16 protein-coding genes are annotated in these 17,703 nt (G+C 72.0%); 7 read left to right on the top strand and 9 right to left on the bottom strand.

Annotation, left to right across the window (positions count from 1 at the left end):
• Positions 1-37: 37 nt before the first annotated feature.
• Positions 38-886 carry a LysR family transcriptional regulator gene (locus tag BM109_RS24850; RefSeq protein ID WP_093348637.1) on the bottom strand — a complete coding sequence of 283 codons (849 nt, stop codon included), beginning with the start codon at positions 884-886 and terminating at the stop codon, positions 38-40.
• A 144-nt stretch (positions 887-1,030) separates the two neighbouring features.
• On the opposite strand from BM109_RS24850, the gene BM109_RS24845 reads away from it, so the two are divergent.
• Positions 1,031-2,575 carry an MFS transporter gene (locus tag BM109_RS24845; RefSeq protein ID WP_093348634.1) on the top strand — a complete coding sequence of 515 codons (1,545 nt, stop codon included), beginning with the start codon at positions 1,031-1,033 and terminating at the stop codon, positions 2,573-2,575.
• A 9-nt stretch (positions 2,576-2,584) separates the two neighbouring features.
• Here BM109_RS24845 and BM109_RS24840 read toward each other — a convergent pair whose 3' ends face one another.
• The 4 genes from BM109_RS24840 to hemC are packed head-to-tail and all read right to left on the bottom strand — an operon-like array spanning position 2,585 to position 6,714.
• Positions 2,585-3,883 (bottom strand): heme biosynthesis protein HemY, encoded by a 1,299-nt coding sequence (locus BM109_RS24840; RefSeq protein ID WP_093348632.1) that lies wholly within the window; start codon positions 3,881-3,883, stop codon positions 2,585-2,587.
• Positions 3,884-3,899: 16 nt separating this feature from the next.
• The gene (locus tag BM109_RS24835) at positions 3,900-5,000 is read right to left on the bottom strand and encodes a uroporphyrinogen-III C-methyltransferase (protein WP_093348629.1); all 1,101 of its coding nucleotides are present in this window, start codon (positions 4,998-5,000) and stop codon (positions 3,900-3,902) included.
• The gene (locus tag BM109_RS24830) at positions 4,997-5,773 is read right to left on the bottom strand and encodes a uroporphyrinogen-III synthase (protein WP_093349269.1); all 777 of its coding nucleotides are present in this window, start codon (positions 5,771-5,773) and stop codon (positions 4,997-4,999) included. Before BM109_RS24830 ends, BM109_RS24835 begins: the two co-directional genes overlap by 4 nt.
• Positions 5,774-5,787: 14 nt before the next feature.
• On the bottom strand, positions 5,788-6,714 hold the full coding sequence (hemC, locus tag BM109_RS24825) for a hydroxymethylbilane synthase (RefSeq protein WP_093348626.1): 927 nt from the start codon (positions 6,712-6,714) through the stop codon (positions 5,788-5,790).
• 95 nt (positions 6,715-6,809) lie between these two features.
• Between hemC and ppc the strand changes: the two genes are divergently transcribed.
• From ppc to BM109_RS24810, 3 genes are all read left to right on the top strand, one after another.
• Positions 6,810-9,656: a phosphoenolpyruvate carboxylase gene (ppc, locus tag BM109_RS24820; RefSeq protein ID WP_093348623.1), complete on the top strand. Its 2,847-nt coding sequence runs from the start codon at positions 6,810-6,812 to the stop codon at positions 9,654-9,656.
• Between the two features lie 11 nt (positions 9,657-9,667).
• Complete coding sequence (locus BM109_RS24815; RefSeq protein ID WP_093348620.1) at positions 9,668-10,072, top strand: GFA family protein; 405 nt, start codon at positions 9,668-9,670, stop codon at positions 10,070-10,072.
• Between the two features lie 211 nt (positions 10,073-10,283).
• A complete protein-coding gene (locus tag BM109_RS24810; protein WP_093348618.1) occupies positions 10,284-11,507 on the top strand; it encodes an MFS transporter in 1,224 nt (407 codons plus the stop codon).
• Positions 11,508-11,522: 15 nt separating this feature from the next.
• Here the strand turns inward: BM109_RS24810 and BM109_RS24805 are convergent, their stop codons facing one another.
• Entirely contained in the window at positions 11,523-12,488 is a 966-nt protein-coding gene (locus BM109_RS24805) for a LysR family transcriptional regulator (RefSeq protein WP_093348615.1), read from the bottom strand.
• 48 nt (positions 12,489-12,536) lie between these two features.
• Here BM109_RS24805 and BM109_RS24800 point away from each other — a divergent pair, with 48 nt between their 5' ends.
• A complete protein-coding gene (locus BM109_RS24800; RefSeq protein ID WP_093348613.1) occupies positions 12,537-13,067 on the top strand; it encodes a GNAT family N-acetyltransferase in 531 nt (176 codons plus the stop codon).
• The gene (locus BM109_RS24795) at positions 13,067-14,311 is read left to right on the top strand and encodes an MFS transporter (RefSeq protein WP_093348610.1); all 1,245 of its coding nucleotides are present in this window, start codon (positions 13,067-13,069) and stop codon (positions 14,309-14,311) included. Before BM109_RS24800 ends, BM109_RS24795 begins: the two co-directional genes overlap by 1 nt.
• Before the next feature lie 6 nt (positions 14,312-14,317).
• On the opposite strand, the gene BM109_RS24790 is transcribed toward BM109_RS24795, so the two are convergent.
• The 3 genes from BM109_RS24790 to BM109_RS24780 are packed head-to-tail and all read right to left on the bottom strand — an operon-like array spanning position 14,318 to position 16,999.
• Positions 14,318-14,710 carry a tautomerase gene (locus tag BM109_RS24790; RefSeq protein ID WP_093348608.1) on the bottom strand — a complete coding sequence of 131 codons (393 nt, stop codon included), beginning with the start codon at positions 14,708-14,710 and terminating at the stop codon, positions 14,318-14,320.
• A gap of 1 nt (position 14,711) precedes the next feature.
• Entirely contained in the window at positions 14,712-16,049 is a 1,338-nt protein-coding gene (locus BM109_RS24785; RefSeq protein ID WP_093348605.1) for an amidase, read from the bottom strand.
• Entirely contained in the window at positions 16,046-16,999 is a 954-nt protein-coding gene (locus BM109_RS24780; protein ID WP_093348603.1) for a nitrilase family protein, read from the bottom strand. The genes BM109_RS24785 and BM109_RS24780 overlap by 4 nt, the downstream gene beginning before the upstream one ends.
• 210 nt (positions 17,000-17,209) lie before the next feature.
• Between BM109_RS24780 and BM109_RS24775 the strand changes: the two genes are divergently transcribed.
• Entirely contained in the window at positions 17,210-17,701 is a 492-nt protein-coding gene (locus tag BM109_RS24775) for a winged helix-turn-helix transcriptional regulator (RefSeq protein WP_093348600.1), read from the top strand.
• Positions 17,702-17,703 lie beyond the last annotated feature (2 nt).

Here is a 17,703-nt window from a genome sequence, read left to right as displayed (position 1 = left end):
CGAGTGCAATGAAGACGGCGCCCTCGGGCGCCGTTTTTCATGGGGCCGGCATCTCGAGGATCAGCTGCCCGAAGCGGCAGGCACAGGGCGTGTGGCCGTTCTCGCTCCAGATCAGCGAGAAGTCCACGCTCGGCAAGGGCCGCAGCCCATAGCGGCCGTCGACGATCTTCATGCCCGGCTCCACGTCCTCGCGCGTGATCACCGTCGCCGCGAGCCCCGCGAGCACCGCCGCACGAATGCCCTGCGGACTGGCCGAGGTGAACACCACGTGCCAGTCGATCGGCGCGAGGTCGAGCGCCGCGCCAGCCACCTGCCGGTAGACGCAGGGCTTCGGAAAGAAGGCCAGCGGCAGCGAGCCTCCCTTGGGCGGCTCGAAGGTCTCGGCCGCGGCCCAGACCAGCTGCGTGCGCCGCAGCCGCGTGCCCTCCTCCACCTCGGGCGGCGACATCACGACCGCGAGGTCGAGCTCGCCGGCCTTGATCGCCGCGCGCAGGTCGACGTGCATGCTCACGCAGACCTCCATGCGCACCGACGGAAAGGCGCGCGCGAACTGCGACAGCAGCGGCGCCAGGCGCTCGCCGAGGAAGTTGTCGGGTGCGCCGAAGCGCACCACGCCTGAGATCGGCGAGGGCTGGAAGCGCTGCGTCATGGCATCGAGCGTCGTCAGGATCTGCTCGGCATAGCGCAGGAAATCCTCGCCGTCCTCCGTCACTGTGAGGCGGCGCGTCGTGCGATGCAGCAGCGCGCGGCCCACCTGCTCCTCGAGCCGGCGGATCTGGTGGCTGATGGCCGACTGCGTCAGGTGCAGGCGCTGCGCGGCGCGCGTGAAGCTGCCGGTCTCCTTCACGGCCACGAAGGCGCGCAGCAGGGTGGGATCGAAGTCCATGGCGGGAGGCGGGAAGTCGTTTGAGTAGTGACGGAGATTAATGAATCTCACGAAATTAAATCATTTCTCTCATGAAGACCCTTTGCCCAGAATCGCGCTCCTCACGGCCGGCCTCCTCGCCGCGCCGCGCCAACCGGACGCCCCATGACCCTCTCACCCACCGCACGCAACCGCCTCGCGCTGGTCGCCCTCTGCCTCGTCGCCGCGATGTTCGGCCTCGAGATCTCCAGCATTCCCGTGATCCTGCCCACGCTCGAGAAGACGCTGCACGCGGACTTCGAGGCCATGCAATGGATCATGAATGCCTACACCATCGCCTGCACCACCGTGCTGATGGCGGCCGGCACGCTGGCCGACCGCTATGGCCGCAAGCGCGTGCTGGCGATCAGCCTGCTGCTGTTCGGACTCACCTCGCTGGCCTGCGGCCTGGCGCCGAGCGCGCCGCTGCTGATCGGCGCGCGCTTCCTGCAGGGCCTGAGCGGCGGCACCATGCTGATCTGCCAGATCGCCATCCTCTCGCATCAATTCCAGGAAGGCCGCGAACGCAGCCGGGCCTTCGCGATCTGGGGCGTGGTGTTCGGCGTCGGCCTGGGCTTCGGGCCGATCGTCGGCGGTGCGATCGCCGCGCTGTGGCGCTGGGAATGGGTGTTCCTGGTCCATGCGCCGCTGGCCGCCATCGCCTGGCTGCTGGCGGCCGTCAGCATCGGCGAGTCGCGCGACCCCGAGGCGAAGCGGCTCGACCTCGCGGGCATCGTCACGCTGTCGCTCGCGGTGCTTGGTCTCACGGGCTACATCACGCAGGGGCCCGGGCTCGGCTTCGCGAGCGCGGCGAGCCTGGCCCTGCTCGGCGCGTCGGCCGCGAGCTTCGCCGCCTTCGTCGCGGTCGAGCGAAGCCGCGCCCATCCGATGTTCGACTTCTCGGTGTTTCGCATCCGCGCGTTCTCGGGCGCGATCCTCGGCTCGGTCGGCATGAACTTCAGCTTCTGGCCCTTCATGATCTACCTGCCGATCTACTTCCAGGCCGGCCTGGGCTACGACGCGGTGCAGGCCGGCACGGCGCTGCTGGCCTACACGCTGCCGACCCTGGTCGCGCCGCCGCTGGGCGAGCGGCTCGCGGCGCGCTTTCGCGCCGGTGTCGTGATCCCGGCCGGCCTGTTCGCCATCGGCGCGGGCTTCCTGCTGATGCGCTGGGGCAGCGGCGTCGCCGAGGCGAGCTGGCTCACGCTGCTGCCGGGCTGCCTGCTGGCGGGCCTCGGCCTGGGCGTGATCAACACGCCGGTGACCAACACCACCACCGGCTCGGTGCCCGCGAGCCGCGCCGGCATGGCCTCGGGCATCGACATGAGCGCGCGGCTCATCACGCTGGCGATCAACATCGCGCTGATGGGCTTCCTGCTGCTCGCGGGCATCGGGGCCGCGCTGCGCCGCGCGCTGCCGGAACTGGCGCCGTCGCTGCCCGCGCTCGCCGAACGGATCGCGGCCGGCCATCTCGCGACACTGCACCAGGAGTTCCCGGCGCTCGCCGCGCTCGACCCTTCGGGTGCGATCGCCCACGGCGCGTTGCTGCAGGGTTTCGGCGGGGTGATGCTCTACGGCGCGCTCGGCGTGTGGGTGCTCGCGGCGCTGAGCGCGCTGGCTTTCCACGGCGGCAGCAGGCGGCCCGCGGTCGCCTGCGCCTCGCGCCCCTGAGGACGCGGTCTAGCGCAACGAAACCGGGTGGTTCTCGATCTGCGCCGCGTTGCGCCAGGCCAGCGCGGCCTGCTCGGCATCGCCGCGGTCCTCGGCCAGTTGCGCGAGCGCGAGCCAGGCGCGGCGGTAGAGCTCGGGGTCCTGCAGCCCCATGCCGGCCTGCGACAGCAGCTGCTGCGCCTTGCCCCAGAGCTGGCGCTTCATGCAGGCCATGCCCGCGAGGTATTGCAGGTTCGCATCGCGCGGGTTGTTGCGCTGCGCGCTCTCGATGCGCGCGAGCCAGTCGGCATCGACCGAGTCGAGCCCCGCCTCGAGCGCCAGCGCGAGCTTCACGCGCAACGCGTCGCCGAGGCCGCGCGGCAGCGACACCATGCGCTCCCAGGCCGGCAGCAGCCAGTTGCGCGCCACCGGCAGGTCGCCCTTGAGCAGCACCATGCGCTGCGCGGCGTGGATGGCGACCTCGGGAATCTCGCGTTCGACCGTCTCGAGTTCGGACCAGGCGCGCAGCAGCTGCGCCGGATCGTGCGCACCCGACAGCAGCTCGGTCGCGAGCCCGCGCACGATGCTCTGCGCGGCGGCCTCCGAGAAGGCGCGGTGCTTGGCCAGCAGTCGCGCGGTCTCGAGCGCCTCGAGCGTGCGGCGGTCCTGGCGCGCGGCCTTCAGCCGCAGCCGCAGCGCCAGCGTGCGGCGCTGCGCGCCCTGCGGCAGTTCCTCCAGCCGCGTGAGCGCGGCGGCCGGATCGCGGTCTTCGAGCGCCCAGCGCGCGGCGCGCAGTTGCACGCCCTCGCGGGTCTCGGGACTGGCCAGCAGGTTGCGGTCGGCGCTCTCGTTGAGTGCCTGCTGCAGATGGGCGTCGCGCGCCGGGCGGTCCTGCAGCGCCTGCGCGCTCTCGGCCGCGAGCAGGTGCGACAGCACGCGCACCTGTTGCGCCTGCGGCAGGCTGGCGCCGAGCGCGGCCAGGGTCTTCTCCTGCGTGAGCGCGGCCTGCGCGGCCTTGCGTGCGCGCGAGAAGCGGCCCGAGATCAGCTGCACCATCGCATCGAGCAGCGCCGAATGCAGCATGCGTTCCTTCTGCTGCATGCGCCACTGGCGCGCCTGGGTCGGCAGCGAGAACAGCGCGGCCAGCGCGCGCAGCGCCGCGTGCAGCAGCACGAACAGCGTCAGCAGGATCACCAGCACGAGGTTGAGCGAGAGGTCGACCCGCCAGGGCGGCCAGAACACGGTGATCGTGCCCTGGTTGTTGCCGGCGAACAGCGCGACCGCCGCGGCGACGGCGAACAGCGCGAGGAGCCAGAGTGCGGCGCGCATGGAAAGCCCTGCCTCCTCAGCGGCCGGCCGCGGCGGTGGCCAGGGCGGCGAGCGTGTCGTCGATGCGCGGCGGCTCGGTGGTCTTCACCAGTGCCTGCAGCTGCTGCAACTGCGTGGCGGCCGTCTGCGTGCGGCGCGACGCGGGATCGAAATAGCGGTTGAGCGAGGCCGCCACGTTGGCGAGCTCGGTGCGCGTGACGTCGACCTGGCGCGACAGCAGCGACAGGCGCGCGTTGAGCAGCTTGAGCTTGAGGTTCTCGCGCAGGAAGTAGGTCTGGTCGGGCGCCAGCAGGATCGCCTCGGGCCGCTCGATGCGGCCCACGCGCACCAGCGAGCGCGCCTCGTTGCGCACCGTGAGCAGCGCGCGCTCCCACCAGGGCGCGTCGGCCGGCACCGGGTCGGACTGCCAGGCGTTGAGGCCGGTGCCGCGCATCGCGACCGCGTTGAGCGGCGGCAGGTCGTCCACGCCGCGCATCAGTTCGTCGAGCTTCTGCAGTGCCTCGCCGCCGTCGGCGCTGGCGGTGCTGCGCAGCCGGTCGGCGTCGCGCTGCATGGCGCGCTGCAGCGGCGCCAGCCGCGGCTGGGCGGCGCGCGCGATGCGCAGGTCGCCGGCCTTCAGCGCGGCCAGCAGCGGCTCGACGCTGCCCGTGACCTGCGCCTGCTGCAGCGCGAGCCGCAGCGTGGATTCGATGTCGACCACCAGGTTCTCGTCGCGCGAACGCGAGAGGCTCTGCATCAGTTCCTCGAGCTGCGAGCGCTGCAGCGCGACCTCGGCGACGCGGGTCTCGGTGAGCGCCACGCGCGCGGCGGTGTCGCGCACCGTGTCCTTGGCCTCGCGCGCCAACGTGCGCGCCTCGAGCGACTGCATCAGCGCCTCGCTGCTCTGGCGCGCGAGCTGTTCCTTCATGTTGCCGACCTTCTGCCACAGCGCGATCGACGTCAGCAGCGCGCCCAGCGAGACCAGCGCCAGCAGGCCGAGGCCGATGCGCGTCAGGGTGGTGGCGGCCGCGGCGAGGGCGGCAGGAGATTGGGAAGAAGTCGTCAGCGGAGCCGGCACGGGTGCCTGGGGTGCGGCGGAGGCGGAAGAAGACTCGTCGGACGGAGGCACGGCGCTCATGCGAGGGATTCTATCGACGCGACCAGCGCTTCCAGCAGCGGCGCGCTCTCGCGCACCGTGCCGAAACCCGCGCCACGCGCGGCTTGCGCGATGCGCGGGTGGGTGGCGATGGCGCGCGCGGCCCGCCAATCGATGGCCGGCAGCGCGGCGCGCAGGTTGGCGATCGCCTCCGAACTGCTGAAGAGCCAGAGCGCGCGGCCCGCGGCGCCCTGCTCGGCCAGCCGGCGCTGCGCGCCATCGAGCACGGGCGCGAGCCGGCGGTAGGCCACCACGGTCTCGCGCCGCGCGCCCGCATCGTCGAGCGCCTGCGCGAGCCAGTCGCGGCCCGCGGGAAGGCCCTGCACATCGCCGCCGCGCACGATCAGCACCCGCAATCCGGGCACGACCCGCGGCCCCACGATCGCCCACAGGGCTTCGGAATCGAAGCGGCCTTCGTCGGCGGCGGGCGTGTCGATGGCCTCGGGTGGAACACCGTTGCGTTGCAGCGCGCGCGCGGTACCGGGGCCGGTGGCCCAGAAGCGGCAGTCGGCTGGCGGCGCGGCGCCGGCGTTGGCTTCGAAGAAGCGGTCGACCGCCGCGGCGCTCACGAACATCCGCGCCGCATGGCGCTCGTTCCAGGCCGCGCGCAGCGGCGCGGCATCGGCCACCGGCGCGATCTCGATCAAGGGCAGCGCGCGCGCGTCGAAGCCCGCGTCGCGCAGTGCATCGATCCAAGGCGGCGCCTCGCGCGCCGGCCGCGTCACGAGGACGGTCGGCGCTGCGGTCGTCGCCACGGTCCCCACGCGTTTCAGTGAGCGCCCGCGTCGCGCAGCAGCGAGGCTGCGTGCAACCCGAGCGCATCGGCCTGCGCGTGATCGCCGGCCTCGGCGCGCGCGCTCACCTGCAGCATCGGCTCGGCGCCTTCGGGGTCGCCCCAGGCGGCGTCGATGCGCAGGCTGCCGTCGGGCTGCCAGCGCGCATGCGCGGCCAGCGGCATCGAGCAGCTGCCGCCCATCGCACGGCTCACGGCGCGCTCGGCGGCGGTGGCGAGCCAGTCGCCGCGGTGCGACAGCGGCGCCAGCAATGCGATCAGGTCGGCGCGGTCGGCGCGCACCTCGATGCCCAGCGCGCCCTGGCCCGCGGCCGGCAGCATGGTCTCGGGCTCGAAGGCGACGCGGATGCGGTCCTCGAGGCCCAGGCGCTTGAGGCCCGCGGCGGCGAGCACGATGGCGTCGTACTGGCCCTCGTCGAGCTTGCGCAGCCGGGTGTCGAGGTTGCCGCGCAGCGGTTCGATGCGCAGGTCGGGCCGGCGCGCGCGCAGCAGCATCACGCGGCGCAGGCTCGAGGTGCCGACCACGGCGCCCTGCGGCAGTTCCTCGAGCGAGGCATAGCGCGGCGACACCAGCGCGTCGCGCGGGTCCTCGCGCTCGAGCACGCAGGCCAGCACGAAGCCCTCGGGCAGCTCCATCGGCACGTCCTTGAGCGAGTGGACCGCGATGTCGGCGCGCCCTTCCTCGAGCGCGAGCTCGAGCTCCTTCACGAACAGGCCCTTGCCGCCGACCTTGCTCAGGGTGCGGTCGAGGATCTGGTCGCCGCGCGTGGTCATGCCCAGCAGGCGGACCGAATGGCCTTTTTCTTGCAACAGCGTTTGCACGTGCTCGGCTTGCCACAAGGCCAGCCGGCTTTCGCGCGTGGCAATCACGATATTGCTCAAAACCGCCCCCGAAAAGTACATGAACAGAAACCGGCGGGATGCTAGCATGTTGCGCCGCAGCAACGGCGGCGAAGCTCCATTCCAACAGCACTCCAAGTCTCCAGGAACACCATCGAATGAAAGCCAGCAAGACCCCTGCCGCCCCACCGAAGCGCAGGCAAGCCGAAGACCAGCCGCTGATCGACGACATCCGCCTGCTGGGCCGAATCCTCGGCGACGTGATCCGGGAGCAGGAGGGCAAGGAGAGCTATGAACTGGTGGAGAAGATCCGCACGCTGTCGGTGGCCTTCCGCCGCGATGCCGACCAGGCCGCCGACCGCGCGCTCAAGAACCTGCTCAAGAGCCTGACCGCGGCCGAGACGGTGCGCGTGATCCGCGCCTTCAGCTACTTCAGCCACCTGGCCAACCTGGCCGAAGACCGCCACCTGATCCGCCGCCGCACCGAGGCCGAACGCGCCGGCGAGAGCGCCGACGGCGACCTGCAGACCGCGCTGGCGCGCATCCGCAAGGCCGGCGTGAAGCCCGACGAGATCGTGGCCACGCTGGCCCATAGCTACCTGTCGCCGGTGCTCACCGCGCACCCGACCGAGGTGCAGCGCAAGAGCATCCTCGACGCCGAGCGCGCCATCGCGCAGCTGCTGACCACGCGCGACGAGATCCGCCTGCGCCAGCAGGCCTATGCCGGCGGCACCGACGCGCTGTCGCCGCTCGAATTCGCCGACAACGAGGCGCAGATCCGCATCCGCGTCACGCAGCTGTGGCAGACGCGCCTGCTGCGCTTCTCCAAGCTCACGGTGGCCGACGAGATCGAGAACGCGCTGAGCTACTACGAGGCCACCTTCCTGCGCGAGATCCCGCGCGTCTATGCCGACCTCGAGAAGGCACTGGCGCAGGGCGGCCAGACGCCCTCGGTCGCGACCTTCCTGCGCATGGGCCAGTGGATCGGCGGCGACCGCGACGGCAATCCCAACGTGACGGCCGAGACCCTCGAGTACGCGCTGCGCCGCCAGGCCGAACTGGCACTGCGCCACTACCTCACCGAGGTGCACTACCTGGGCGGCGAGCTCTCGCTGTCGGCCACCCTGATCGACGTGTCGGTCGAGATGCAGGCGCTGGCCGAGCGTTCGCCCGACACCAGCGAGCACCGCAAGGACGAGCCCTACCGCCGCGCGCTGACCGGCGTGTACTCGCGGCTCGCGGCCACGCTGCGCGAGCTCACGGGCGGCGAGGCCGCGCGCCACGCGGTGGCGCCGCAGAACCCCTACGCCTCGGCCGAGGAGTTCCTGGCCGACCTGCGCACCATCGACGACTCGCTCGGCGAGAAGCACAGCAGCCTGCTGGCCGCGCCGCGCCTCAAGCCGCTGATCCGCGCGGTCGAGGTGTTCGGCTTCCACCTCGCCACGGTCGACCTGCGCCAGAGCTCCGACAAGCACGAGGCCGTGATCGCCGAACTGCTGGCCACCGCGCGCATCGAGCCCGCCTATGCCTCGCTGGCCGAGGAGGCCAAGCAGACGCTGCTGCTCAAGCTGCTCGACGACGCACGCCCGCTGCGCGTGCCCGATGCCGACTACTCGCCGCTCGCCCGCAGCGAACTCGCGATCTTCGCGGCCGCGCGCGTGGCCCGCGCGCGCTACGGCAACGCGGCGATCCGCCACTACATCATCAGCCACACCGAGACCGTGAGCGACCTGCTCGAGGCGCTGCTGCTGCAGAAGGAAGTGGGCCTGCTGCGCGGCGCGATGGACAAGGACGCCACCTGCGACCTGATCGTGGTGCCGCTGTTCGAGACCATCGAGGACCTGCGCAATGCCGCGCCGATCGTGCGTGCCTTCTATGCGCTGCCGAACATCCAGGCGCTGATCGAGCGCTCGGGCGCCGAGCAGGACGTGATGCTCGGCTACAGCGACAGCAACAAGGACGGCGGCATCTTCACGAGCAACTGGGAGCTGTACCGCGCCGGCATCGCGCTGGTGGCGCTGTTCGACGAGCTCAACAAGAAGAAGGCCAACCCCATCCGCCTGCGCATGTTCCATGGCCGCGGCGGCACGGTGGGGCGCGGCGGCGGCCCGAGCTACCAGGCGATCCTCGCGCAGCCCCCGGGCACGGTGCGCGGCCAGATCCGCCTGACCGAGCAGGGCGAGGTCATCGGCTCGAAGTACGCCAACCGCGAGATCGGCCGGCGCAACCTCGAGACCCTGGTGGCGGCCACGCTCGAGGCCACGCTGCTGCCGCAGGGCAAGTCGGCGCCCGCCACCTTCCTGTCGGCGGCCGGCGAACTCTCGAGCGCGAGCATGGCCGCCTACCGCAAGCTGGTCTACGAGACCCCGGGCTTCGGCGAGTACTTCTTCAGCGCCACGCCGATCCGCGAGATCGCCGAGCTCAACATCGGCTCGCGCCCCGCCTCGCGCAACCCCAGCCACAAGATCGACGACCTGCGCGCCGTGCCCTGGAGCTTCAGCTGGGGCCAGTGCCGCCTCACCATCCCGGGCTGGTTCGGCTTCGGCGCAGGCGTGGAGCAGTTCCTCGCGGCCGCCGGCAATGCCGCGGGCCGCAAGGAGCGCCAGGCGCTGCTGCAGCGCATGTACGCGCAGTGGCCCTTCTTCCGCACGCTGCTGTCGAACATGGACATGGTGCTCGCCAAGAGCGACCTCGCGCTGGCCTCGCGCTATGCCGAACTGGTGAGCGACCGCAAGCTGCGCCAGAAGGTGTTCTCGATGATCGATGCCGAATGGCACCGCACCTCGGACGCGCTCACGCTGATCACCGGCGCCAAGCAACGGCTCGAGGGCAATGCCGAGATGCAGCGCTCGGTGCGCCACCGCTTCCCCTACATCGACCCGCTGCACCACCTGCAGGTCGAGCTGATGCGGCGCTACCGCGCGGGCGACGGCGGCGAGCGGCTGCAGCGCGGCATCCACATCTCGATCAACGGCGTGGCCGCGGGCCTGCGCAACACGGGCTGAGGAAACACGGCATGCAAGGCTCCTGTCTCTGCGGCGCCGTGGCCTACGAGGCCGCGAAGCTCGCGGGCCCGATCGGCCACTGCCACTGCCGGACCTGCCGCAAGGCGCATGCGGCCGCCTTCGCGAGCACGGCGCGCGTGGACCGCGCCGACTTCCGCTGGCTGCGCGGCCAGGACGACGCGCTCGCCGCCTTCGAGTCGACACCCGGCAAGCTGCGCCATTTCTGCCGCCGCTGCGGCAGCCACCTCGTGGCCGAGTGGGTGGCCCAGCCGCAGGTGATCCTGCGCGTGGGTTCGCTCGACGACGATCCGGGCGTGCGGCCCAGCCAGCACATCTGGCGCTCGCACGACGTGCCGTGGATGGCCTGCGGCGAGGACCTCCCCTCGTTCGCCGAGGCCGCGCCGCCCAAGCCCTGAGCGCGCCCTTGCCGTCGATGGACGGCAAGGTGCCGCTCCCGGGCGCCTGCGTGCAGCCGAGAGCACGCAAACCCCTCGATTGTTCGCCCTGGGGAAACTGACAACTGCCGCGCGCCCCCTTTGTCGCGGGCGCCCCGGCGACCACACTGCGAAGCCCTTTGCAACAAGCATCGACCGCCGTGCCGGCCGATGCCCACCGGACTTCCTTCCCATGATGAACGCTCCCAGCGGCGCCCCCTGCATCGACGCGCTGCCGCCCGATTCCGCGAAGACCTCGCGCTCGACCTGGCTCGCGGTCGGCTCGCTCTCGGTCGGTTCCTTCGCCATGGTCTCGACCGAGTTCATGCCGATCGGCCTGCTCACCGACATCGCCAGCACCCTCAACGTCTCCAACGGCACCGCGGGCCTGATGATCACCATGCCCGGCATCCTCGCGGCCTTCGCGGGGCCGGGCCTGATCGTGGCCTCGGGCCGGCTCGACCGCCGCACCCTGCTGATCGGTCTCACCGTGGCGCTGATCGCCTCGAACCTGCTCGCGGCCTTCGCGCCCAACTTCGCCACCATGCTGATCGCGCGGCTGATCCTCGGCCTGTGCGTGGGCGGCTTCTGGACCTTCGCGCCGCCGGCCGCCACGCAACTGGTGCCGCCGGCCCAGCAGGCGCGCGCGATGTCGCTGGTGCTGGCCGGCGTGTCGGCCGCCACCGTGCTCGGCGTGCCGGCCGGTGCCTTCCTCGGCACCACCTTCGGCTGGCGCGCCTCCTTCGCGGCCACCGGCGCGCTGGCCGGGGCCGTGCTGCTGGTGCAGCTGTGGCTGCTGCCGCCGCTGCCCTCGGCACGCGCCATCGGCGCGCGCGACCTGCTGATCCCGCTGACGCGCCGCATGGCCCAGGTCGGCCTGCTCGCGGTGCTGTTCTTCATCGCCGGCCACTTCGCCGCCTACACCTACCTCAAGCCGCTGCTGCAGCAGGTCTTCGGCCTCGACCCCAACGGCGTGACCACGCTGCTGCTGGTCTACGGCGCCGTGGGCTTCTTCGGCACCTTCCTCGGCGGCAGCATGGTGGCGCGCAGCGTGCGCGGCACCACCCTGCTGGCCGCGCTGCTGCTGGCCACGGCGCTGATCCTGTCGACGCTGCTCGGCACCGGCATGGTGGCCGGCGCGGTGGTGGTCGTGATCTGGGGCGTGGCCTTCGGCCTGATCCCGGTGGCGCTCACGGGCTGGATGCTCGAGGCCGTGCCCGATGCGCCCGAGGCCGGCCAGGCGCTGCTGGTCAGCGGCTTCCAGGTGGCGATCGCCTCGGGCGCGCTGCTCGGCGGCCGCGTGGTCGACGGCTGGGGCATCTCGAGCACCATGGTGATGAGCGGCGGACTGGTGCTGGTCGCGGCGCTGATCGTGGTCACGCTGGGCCGTGTGCGCAGCGCCGCCGTGGCGGCCTGAGCGGCAGTTTCTCCCTCAACGGCCGGGACGCCCGCGTGGCGCGCCCGGCCTTTTGCTTTCGGCCCCGGCCCGCGCGATCGCATCGAGCACCACGCGCAGACCCTTGCCCACCGGCTTGTCGCGCCGCAGGACGATCGCCAGCGTGCGCGACATGGGCGGCACCAGCCGGCTGATCTTCAGCTCGGGATGGGCACCGCGCCCGCGCATCGCCATGCCGGGCACGATGGCGTAGCCCAGCCCCGCCGCCACCATCTCCTTCATCGCCTCGACGCTGCCGAGCTCCATCACCGGCTGCGGCTGCAGCCCCTCGGCCGCGAACCAGCGGTCGACCAGCCGGCGCGTGTTGGCCGTGGGTTCGAACAACACCAGCGGCAGCGATGCCAGGTCGGCCGGTCCCACGCGCGCCTTCAAGGGCGCGAGGTCGGCGCGGCCGATGGCCACGAACTCGTCGTCGAGCACCGGCGTCACCTCGAGCGAACGCCCCGTGGCCGGCAAGGTGACGAGCGCGAGGTCGATGCTGTTCTCCTCCACCTTGCGCACGCAGTCGTCGGTGTTGCCGGTGCTCACCACCACGCTGAGCGCCGGGTACTGCTCGCGCAGCGCGCGCAGCAGCGGCGGCAGCAGGTGCAGGCAGGCGGTGGCGCCGGTGCCCAGCCGCACGCGGCCCGCGACCGCGCTCGCATGGTCGGCCAGCGCCTCGATCGCGTTCTCGACCGCCGCATCGATGTGCTGCGCATGCCGCAGCAGCTCGCTGCCGGCCGCCGTGGCCCGCGCGCGCCGTCCCACGCGCTCCACCAGCCGCACCGCGAGGCGGCGCTCGAGCTGGCGCACCTGCAGGCTCACCGCGGGCTGGCTCAGGCCCAGGCGCTCGGCCGCGGCCGAGAAGCTGCCGGTCTCGACCACCAGGCCGAAGGCGCGCAGCTGGTCGAGGTTGAGCGCGCGCTGCAGCGGCTTGTCCAAAGTTTTTCTCATGGCTTGCATAGGTGATCGAAGCTTCATTTATCGAACACCGCGCGTCAAGATCGCGCCATGCCTTCCTCCGACCTTTCTTCCGCTTCCGCCGCGTTCGAGATCGCCGACGCCGAGCCCCAGCACCTGGACCAGATCCAGGCCATCTACAGCCACTACGTGCTGCACGACCTCTGCTCCTTCGAGGAGCAGGTGCCGACCGTGGCGCAGATGCTGTCGCGCCGCCTCGAGGTGCTGCGCCTCGGCCTGCCCTACCTGGTCGCGCTGCGCGAGGGCCGCGTGGTCGGCTATGCCTATGCCGGCGCCTACCGCGCGCGCTCCGCCTACCGCCACACGGTCGAGGACTCGATCTACGTCGCGCAGGGCGAGCACGGCCGCGGCATCGGCAAGGCGCTGCTCGCGGCGCTGATCGAGCGCTGCGCCGCGCAGGGCCTGCGCCAGATGGTCGCGGTGGTCGGCCACAGCGGCAACGCGGGCTCGACGCGGCTGCACGAGAGCCTGGGCTTCGAACGGGTCGGCGTGCTGCGCGACGTGGGCTTCAAGTTCGGCCGCTGGGTCGACACCGTGCTGATGCAGCGCGCGCTGGCCTGATGGCGGCACAGCCGTCCCTGCCCGCGCCGGGCTGGCTCGCGATGCTCTGCGCGAGCCGGCTGCTGCAGGCCATGATCGTCACGGCCTATGCCGGCGTGCTGCCCTTCACCATGGTCGACTGGCAGATGAGCGCCGCACAGGCCGGCTCGATTCAGAGCGCCTGGCACCTGGGCTACATGAGTTCGCTGTTCGCCGTGGGCCTGCTCGCGGACCGCTTCGGCGCGCACCGCGTGTTCCTGCTCGGCAGCGCGGTCAGCGCGATCGCGGCGCTGGGCTTCGCGCTGTTCGCGAACGGCCATCGCTCGGCGCTGCTGCTGTACGGGCTCGCGGGGCTGTGCGCCGGTGCCTCGTACACGCCGGGGCTGCAGCTGCTCGCGCGCAATGCCGAACCCGCCGTGCGCGGCCGCGCGATGGGGCTGTTCCTCGGCGCCTCGTCGCTCGGCTATGCGCTCTCGCTCGCGGTGGTGGCCGCGCTCGCGAGCCTCTCGCACTGGCGCCACGGCCTGATCGCGGCGGCGCTGTGCACCGCGGTGGGCGCGCTGCTCACCGTGCCGGCACTGCGCCGCATGCGACTGCCCACGGCACCGCCCCAGGCCGCGCGCGAGAGCACGCTGCGCGCGCTGGCCGAGACGGTGCGCGACAAGCCCGCGATGGCCGGCAACTGGGCCTATGCCTTCCATTGCTGGGAGCTGATGGCGCTGTGGGCCTGGCTGCCCGCCTACCTCGTGGCCGCGTCGGGCGATGTGCCCGCGGCGTGGAAGGGCGCGGGCATCGCGCTCGCGGCGCTGGCGCACCTGGTCAGCGTGTTTGGCAGCATCGCGGGCGGCGCCGCCTCCGACCGCTGGGGCCGCGCGCGCGTGATGATGGTCGCCACCCTCGCGAGCCTGTGCATGTCCTTCGCCTTCGGCTGGATGTGGAGCTGGCCGCTGTGGCTGCTGGCGGTGGCGGCCGCGCTCTACAACCTGTTCGCCATCGCCGATTCCTCGGTCTACTCGACCGCGCTGGCCGACGTGGTGGCGCCGCATCGGCTGGGCGTGGCCTATTCGGTGCGTTCGGTGATGGGCTTCGGCGCGGGCGCGATCAGCCCCTGGGTGTTCGGCCTCGCGCTCGACTGGGGGCAGGCCCGCTTCGGCGTCGGCAGCACCCACGGCTGGGTGGCGGCGTGGACCACGGTCGGGCTCGGCGCGCTGCTCGGACCGCTGATGATCGCGCGCTTCGCGCGGCTGGCCAGGCCACCGCGCTGAGCGCCCTCAGTCGCCCTCGCCCTGCGCCCACTCGGGGCTGTAGCCACCCAGCGTCGGGTGGTACATCTCGTCGCCCGCATGCTGGGTGAACTCGACGTTGAGCCGGTCCTCGCGCAGCCCGAGGATCTCCGTGCAATCGCGGCACAGCGCCTTCGCGACCGCGAGCCGCAGCTCGGCCGAGCGGCCGCGCCGGATGTCGCACATCAGCACCGACATTTCCACCGGCTGGCTGTCGACCATGCGCCACACGCCGCCCTCGCCCGCCTCGCGCACCGCGACGCTGATGCGCCGGATGTCCACGCTCATCATCGCGGCATAGGTCTCGCAGAGGCGCTGCGCGAGCCGCCGCTTGTCCGTGGCCGCATGGCGGCCGTTCACGTCGAGTTGCAGATAGGGCATGTCAGGCGACTCCTTCGAGGGTGGAGGCGAGGCGGAACAGCGCGGCCTCCCTGCCGGCCGCGGCCACCAGTTGCAGCGCGATCGGCAGGCCGTCGATGCGACCCACGGGCACACTGATCGCGGGCAGCCCGACCAGGTTCCACGGGCTCGTGAGCGACAGCAGCGCGGCACGCACCTCGACGGCCGCGCCATCGATGCGGGGCGTTCTCTCGCCGATGGTGGGCGCGAGCATCGGCACGGTCGGCAGCGCCAGCACCTCGTGCCGCCGCAGCAGGTCGGCCACAGTGCGCGCCACGGCCTCGCGCTGCGCGAGCGCGCGCGCATAGCGCCAGGCCGGGATCGCCTCGCCGCGGCGCAGGCGCTGCAGCACCTCGGCATCGATGGCCTCGGCGCCGCGCGCCACGTCCTCCGCATGCACCGCGAAGGCCTCGCTGGCCTGCAGCGTGGAGAAGATCTCGAACAGTTCGTGTGCCTGCGGCAACTGCGCGGGCAGGTCCACCTCGTCGACCGGCAGGCCGGCGGCACCGAGGCGTTCGCGCACGGCGCGCGCGATGCGCGGATCGGTGCGCGCGAGCAGCGAAGGAACGATCCAGCCGATGCGCGCCGCGGGCGCCACGGCCGCGTCGAGCGGCGCCAGGCAGCCATAGGCCAGCGCCACGTCCTCGGCGTTGCGCGCGAACAGCCCCACGTGGTCGAGCGACGCGGCCAGCGGCCGCACGCCCTCGCACGAGACTGCGCCCCAGGCCGGCTTGAAGCCCGCCACGCCGCACAGCGCCGCCGGCACACGCACCGACCCCGCGGTGTCGGTGCCGAGCGCCAGCGGCACCATGCCCGCGGCCACCGCGACCGCGCTGCCGCCGCTGCTGCCGCCCGACATGCGCGCGGGCGCGTGCGGATTGCGCGCCGCGCCATGCACCGAGCGGTCGCCGGTGGCGCCGTAGGCGAACTCGTGCAGCGTGGTCTTGCCCACCGGCACCGCGCCGGCCGCGCGCAACTGCCGCACGCAGGCCGCATCGTCGCGCGCCACGTGCTCGAGGTACAGCGCCGAGCCCTGCGTGGTGGGCTGGCCCGCGATGTCGATCAGGTCCTTGATCGCCACCGGCATGCCGTGCAGCGGGCCGCGGTCGATGCCTTGCCGCAGCTCGTCGTCGGCACGCAGCGCGGCAGCGCGCGCGCCCTGCGCATCCACGCGCACGAAGGCGTTGAGCCGCGGGTTCCGAGACTCGATCGCGGCCAGCGAGGCCTCGATCAACTGCGCCGAGGTGCGGCGGCCCGCGCGCAGGTCGTTCGCGAGCGCGGCGATCGTCTGCCGCGCGAAGAAGCCGAAGGTCTCGCTCATCGCGGCAGCGCCCGTGCCCCGATGTAGCCGAGCAGCGGGTCGTAGAGGTCGGTGCGGCGGTCGCGGTGCAGGTCGTTGAGCGGCGTCCAGATCGGTGCCGAGCGCGCCGCGCCGATGTCGACGTCGGCATGGAGGATGGTGTCCTCGTCGGGTCCGGCGATGCGGCCGATCGGCCAGCCGTTGGTGCCAGCGATCAGCGAGTTGCCCATGAAGCCCGCGCCACGCTCGGTGCCGATGCGGTCGGCCGTCGCGATGAAGATGCCGTTGGCATGGGCCGCCGTCATCGTGAGGTAGGCCGCCATGCAGGTGCCGCTGGCGTCGTACAGCGGCGGCGGCGTCCAGACCCAGTTGGTGGGCGCGCAGACGATGTCGGCGCCCAGCTGCGCGAGGATGCGCGGCACCTCGGGGAACCAGATGTCCCAGCACACCAGCAGGCCGATGCGGCCGATCTTCGTCTCGAACACCGGATAGCCCTCGTCGCCGGGCGTGAACCACAGCTTCTCGTTGTTCCACAGGTGGGTCTTGCGGTAGCGGCCGATGTAGCCCTCGGGCCCGACCAGCACCGCGGTGTCGAACAGCTGCAGCCCGTCCTGCTCGACCAGGCAGCCGACGATGTAGATGCCGTGCTGCGCCGCATACGACACCCAGCCCTGCACCGCGGCACCGCCGGGCACGGGCTCGGCATGGGCATAGGCCTCGGCGCGGCCGCTGAAGCAGTAGCCGGTGGTCGCGAGCTCGGGCAGCACCACCAGCTGCGCGCCGTTGGCGACCGCGGCATCGAGCCGCTGGTAGATCGCCGCGCTGTTGCGCGCGAGGTTCTCCACGCCGACCTGCGGGTCGAACTGGACCACGGCCACGCGCACGGGGCTGGCGCGCAGGCCGGGAACGGCATCGGCACCGCGGGCGATGTCGGCGATGGGGGATGGGTGCGTATCGGATGAAGCGGTCATGGATGGCTTTCTGCGCGGTGGCAAAGGGAGGGATCGAATCGGCTATCTGGTTTTTATTTAAAACCTGATTGATCGTAGGCAGATCGGTTTTTATCTGCAACCTTATGGGTCGGACAGCCCCACCGCGCTGCAAGGTCTTGCGACAGCGCCCATACGGCCATCGCCGAGATGGTTTAATCCTGCAACCACATCCACCCGCAACGCATCGCCATGGCCCGCCGCAAAAGCCTCAAGGAAGACGCCTGTCCCATGGCGCGCACGCTCGACATCCTGGGCGACCGCTGGTCGCTGCTGATCGTGCGCGACGCCTTCGACGGCATGAAGCGCTTCGGCGAGTTCCAGCAGAGCCTGGGCGTGGCGAAGAACATCCTCGCGGACCGCCTGAAGAACCTGGTGAACGAGGGCGTGCTGAGCCAGGCGCCGGCCTCCGACGGCTCGCTCTACCAGGAGTACCTGCTGACGCCCAGGGGCGAGGGGCTTTTCCCGGTGGTGGTGGGGCTGCGCCACTGGGGCGAGCAGCACCTCTATGCCAAGGGCGAGCCGCACTCGGTGCTCGTCGAGCGCGAGAGCGGCAAGCCGGTGAAGCGCATCGATCTGCGCACGCACGACGGCAAGCCGCTGGCGCCGGCGGCGACCTTCGTGAAGAAGCTGCCCGAGAAGCCGGCGCCGAGCGGCCGGCCGGCCTTCAAGTCGGCGGGCTGAGC

This window comes from Variovorax sp. PDC80 (genome assembly GCF_900115375.1).
Lineage (GTDB): Bacteria > Pseudomonadota > Gammaproteobacteria > Burkholderiales > Burkholderiaceae_C > Variovorax.
Note: the sequence above shows the minus strand (reverse complement) of the source record. Positions and strands in the feature narration are given on the sequence as shown.

Bases quoted from the DNA above. Each gene is read 5' to 3' on its own strand.
- BM109_RS24850 (WP_093348637.1), bottom strand. From the start codon at position 886: ATGGACTTCGATCCCACCCTGCTGCGCGCCTTCGTGGCCGTGAAGGAG.
- BM109_RS24845 (WP_093348634.1), top strand. From the start codon at position 1,031: ATGACCCTCTCACCCACCGCACGCAACCGCCTCGCGCTGGTCGCCCTC.
- BM109_RS24840 (WP_093348632.1), bottom strand. From the start codon at position 3,883: ATGCGCGCCGCACTCTGGCTCCTCGCGCTGTTCGCCGTCGCCGCGGCG.
- BM109_RS24835 (WP_093348629.1), bottom strand. From the start codon at position 5,000: ATGAGCGCCGTGCCTCCGTCCGACGAGTCTTCTTCCGCCTCCGCCGCA.
- hemC (WP_093348626.1), bottom strand. From the start codon at position 6,714: ATGTACTTTTCGGGGGCGGTTTTGAGCAATATCGTGATTGCCACGCGC.
- ppc (WP_093348623.1), top strand. From the start codon at position 6,810: ATGAAAGCCAGCAAGACCCCTGCCGCCCCACCGAAGCGCAGGCAAGCC.
- BM109_RS24815 (WP_093348620.1), top strand. From the start codon at position 9,668: ATGCAAGGCTCCTGTCTCTGCGGCGCCGTGGCCTACGAGGCCGCGAAG.
- BM109_RS24810 (WP_093348618.1), top strand. From the start codon at position 10,284: ATGATGAACGCTCCCAGCGGCGCCCCCTGCATCGACGCGCTGCCGCCC.
- BM109_RS24805 (WP_093348615.1), bottom strand. From the start codon at position 12,488: ATGCAAGCCATGAGAAAAACTTTGGACAAGCCGCTGCAGCGCGCGCTC.
- BM109_RS24800 (WP_093348613.1), top strand. From the start codon at position 12,537: ATGCCTTCCTCCGACCTTTCTTCCGCTTCCGCCGCGTTCGAGATCGCC.
- BM109_RS24795 (WP_093348610.1), top strand. From the start codon at position 13,067: ATGGCGGCACAGCCGTCCCTGCCCGCGCCGGGCTGGCTCGCGATGCTC.
- BM109_RS24790 (WP_093348608.1), bottom strand. From the start codon at position 14,710: ATGCCCTATCTGCAACTCGACGTGAACGGCCGCCATGCGGCCACGGAC.
- BM109_RS24785 (WP_093348605.1), bottom strand. From the start codon at position 16,049: ATGAGCGAGACCTTCGGCTTCTTCGCGCGGCAGACGATCGCCGCGCTC.
- BM109_RS24780 (WP_093348603.1), bottom strand. From the start codon at position 16,999: ATGACCGCTTCATCCGATACGCACCCATCCCCCATCGCCGACATCGCC.
- BM109_RS24775 (WP_093348600.1), top strand. From the start codon at position 17,210: ATGGCCCGCCGCAAAAGCCTCAAGGAAGACGCCTGTCCCATGGCGCGC.